Annotated in this window: 3 protein-coding genes; 1 reads left to right on the top strand and 2 read right to left on the bottom strand. The window is 71.3% G+C overall.

Annotated features, from left to right (window positions below; all coding sequences use genetic code 11):
* On the bottom strand, nucleotides 1–610 hold a 610-nt coding region (locus K9U40_RS22660), incomplete at its 3' end, for a hypothetical protein (RefSeq protein ID WP_432715934.1).
* A gap of 320 nt (nucleotides 611–930) precedes the next feature.
* Here K9U40_RS22660 and K9U40_RS22655 point away from each other — a divergent pair.
* Nucleotides 931–1404 carry a peroxiredoxin gene (locus tag K9U40_RS22655; protein WP_282892353.1) on the top strand — a complete coding sequence of 158 codons (474 nt, stop codon included), beginning with the start codon at nucleotides 931–933 and terminating at the stop codon, nucleotides 1402–1404.
* Nucleotides 1405–1502: 98 nt separating this feature from the next.
* Here the strand turns inward: K9U40_RS22655 and K9U40_RS22650 are convergent.
* Nucleotides 1503–2189 (bottom strand): heme ABC transporter ATP-binding protein (locus K9U40_RS22650; RefSeq protein ID WP_282892352.1); only part of this gene is annotated, 687 nt, incomplete at its 5' end.

The raw sequence follows: 2189 nt of genomic DNA, 5'->3' as shown, positions 1-2189 counted from the left end.
CGGCGCGCCGCTGGCGGTGTTGCTGCCGGCGCCGCTCCAGGCGCTGGGCCTGCCGCTCGCGGCCTTCGCCGGCGGGCTCGGCACCACGCTTCTCATTGCCCGCCTTGCCGCCCTTGCCCGTCGCGACCGCAAGATGACCGGAGGCGGCGATGCGGACCGTCATCTCCGCGCCGACGAGGTCGATGCGCCGCGCCTTGGGCATCAGGGACAGGAGCGAGCCTTCCAGCTCCACCTCGGCGCTGGGCGCGCTCGCGACCAATTGGCCGTCCGGCCCGGTGACGCGGATGTCATGGACCACCACGGCGGTGGCACCGCCCCCCACCTGCTCCACGGTGGTCGAGCCGATGGCCACCTTGTGGCCGCCGCCGATGCGCTCCTCCAGCGCCCGCTCGATATAGGGCGTGGCGATGTTGGCGGTGACTGTGCCGGTGGCGATGAGAACGTAGAGGATGACGGCGGCGACACCGCCCAGCGCGATGAGGGCCAGGCACGTCATGGTGAACACGCGCCCCGCGCGGCTGCGCGGCGTCAGCGCGCCCATGATGCCCCGGAAGCGGGAGCGCCGCGGCTGACGCCGCGCCTGCTCCGGCCTGCGCACCCTGTCCTCCATGCCGCTGCGACCCCTCCCCGCTTGTCTTCTGTCGTGGACATCCCACCCGTCGGGGATGCCGTAACCGCTCTTCTCCCGCGCGCGGCGATTCGTCCATCTCCGCGCGGTTGACCCTAACCTGTCCGTGCCTCGTAAAGATGAGGTGGATCAACCCCTGCAGGTTACCATGTGCGCCGGGAAGGCGGCGAACTTGTGGGTCGCCGGAGCCGGATCCGCCCGGTTTCGACCACTCCGGGCGGCAATCCGCTTCCGGCGTCTGCCGAGCGAACAGGTTCCCGTTCAGGCCGGTAATGGCGCCGAACACGTCGAAAGGATGGCGGATGTCCAAGTTTCCCGAGGCCGGAGCCAAGGCGCCGGCATTCTCGCTCGCCCGCGATGGGGGCGGCACGGTGGCGCTCAAGGACTTCAAGGGCCGCAAGCTGGTGCTCTATTTCTACCCCAAGGCCAACACCACGGGCTGCACCAAGGAGGCCATTGCCTTCAATGGCCTGAAGGACGCCTTCGCCGCCGCCGACACCGACATCCTCGGCGTCTCGGCCGACGCCGTGAGCGCCCAGGACAAGTTCAAGGCGAAGTACGACCTCGCCTTCCCCCTCGGCTCCGACCCGGAGAAAGCGATGCTGGAGGCCTATGGCGTCTGGGTGGAAAAGAGCCTGTACGGCCGCAAATATATGGGCATCGAGCGGGCCACCCTGCTCATCGGCCGTGACGGCAAGGTGGCGCGCGCCTGGCCCAAGGTGAAGGTGGCCGGCCATGCCGAAGAGGTGCTCAAGGCGGCGCAGGAGCTTGCCTGAGCCGCATGCGCACGCCTCAGGCCCCATCTCCCCCGGCCGGCCCGGGGGATGGGGCCGAACATGCTCCGCGAGGGGATGGAAGCGCTGCGGCGCGCACCCTACCGCGCCCAACCGACATTCTGCGGCAGCACGAACGGGCCGGGCGGCGCCACGCACACGCGCACACGGACCCCGAAAGCGGCCTCCAGTACCTCCTCGCTGATCACCTCGCCCGCCGGCCCCGCCGCCCGGATGCGCCCCTGCGCCAGGACAACGATCTCGTCCGCCACCATGGCCGCGAGGTTGAGGTCGTGCAGCACCGCGAGCACGCCGCCGCCCTTGTCCGCATGGGCGCGGGCCAGCCGCAGCACGGTGAGCTGGTGGGCAAGGTCGAGGCTCGCGGTGGGCTCGTCGAGGAAGAGGTAGGAGGGCGCATCCGCCCGCGTCAGCTCCAGCTGGGCGAGGATCCGCGCCAGTTGCACGCGCTGGCGCTCGCCGCCCGACAGGCTGTCGTAGCGCCGCGGGGCGAAGCCCGGCAGGTCCACCTCACCGAGGAGGCAGGCGATGCGCGCGCCGTCGCGCCCGTCCGGCGCCATCAGGCCGGCGGCAATCACCTCTCCCGCCGTGAACGGGAACGCCACCTCCGCCGCCTGCGGCAGCACCGCCCGGCGCCGGGCCAGTTCCAGCGGCGACAGCCGCGTGATCGCCACCCCGTCCAGCGTCACGCGGCCAGACGCGAGCCGGTGCTCCCCGGACATGGCCTTGAGCAGCGTGGATTTTCCCGCCCCGTTCGGCCCCACCAGCAC

It is taken from the genome of Xanthobacter autotrophicus, assembly GCF_030015065.1.
In the GTDB taxonomy this organism is placed as follows: domain Bacteria; phylum Pseudomonadota; class Alphaproteobacteria; order Rhizobiales; family Xanthobacteraceae; genus Xanthobacter; species Xanthobacter autotrophicus_D.
The sequence above is the reverse complement of the archived record's forward strand: the minus strand, read 5'-3'. Positions and strand labels throughout refer to the sequence as shown.

Excerpts from the sequence above, each read along its gene's own strand:
- K9U40_RS22655 (WP_282892353.1), top strand. The coding sequence starts at position 931 with ATGTCCAAGTTTCCCGAGGCCGGAGCCAAGGCGCCGGCATTCTCGCTC.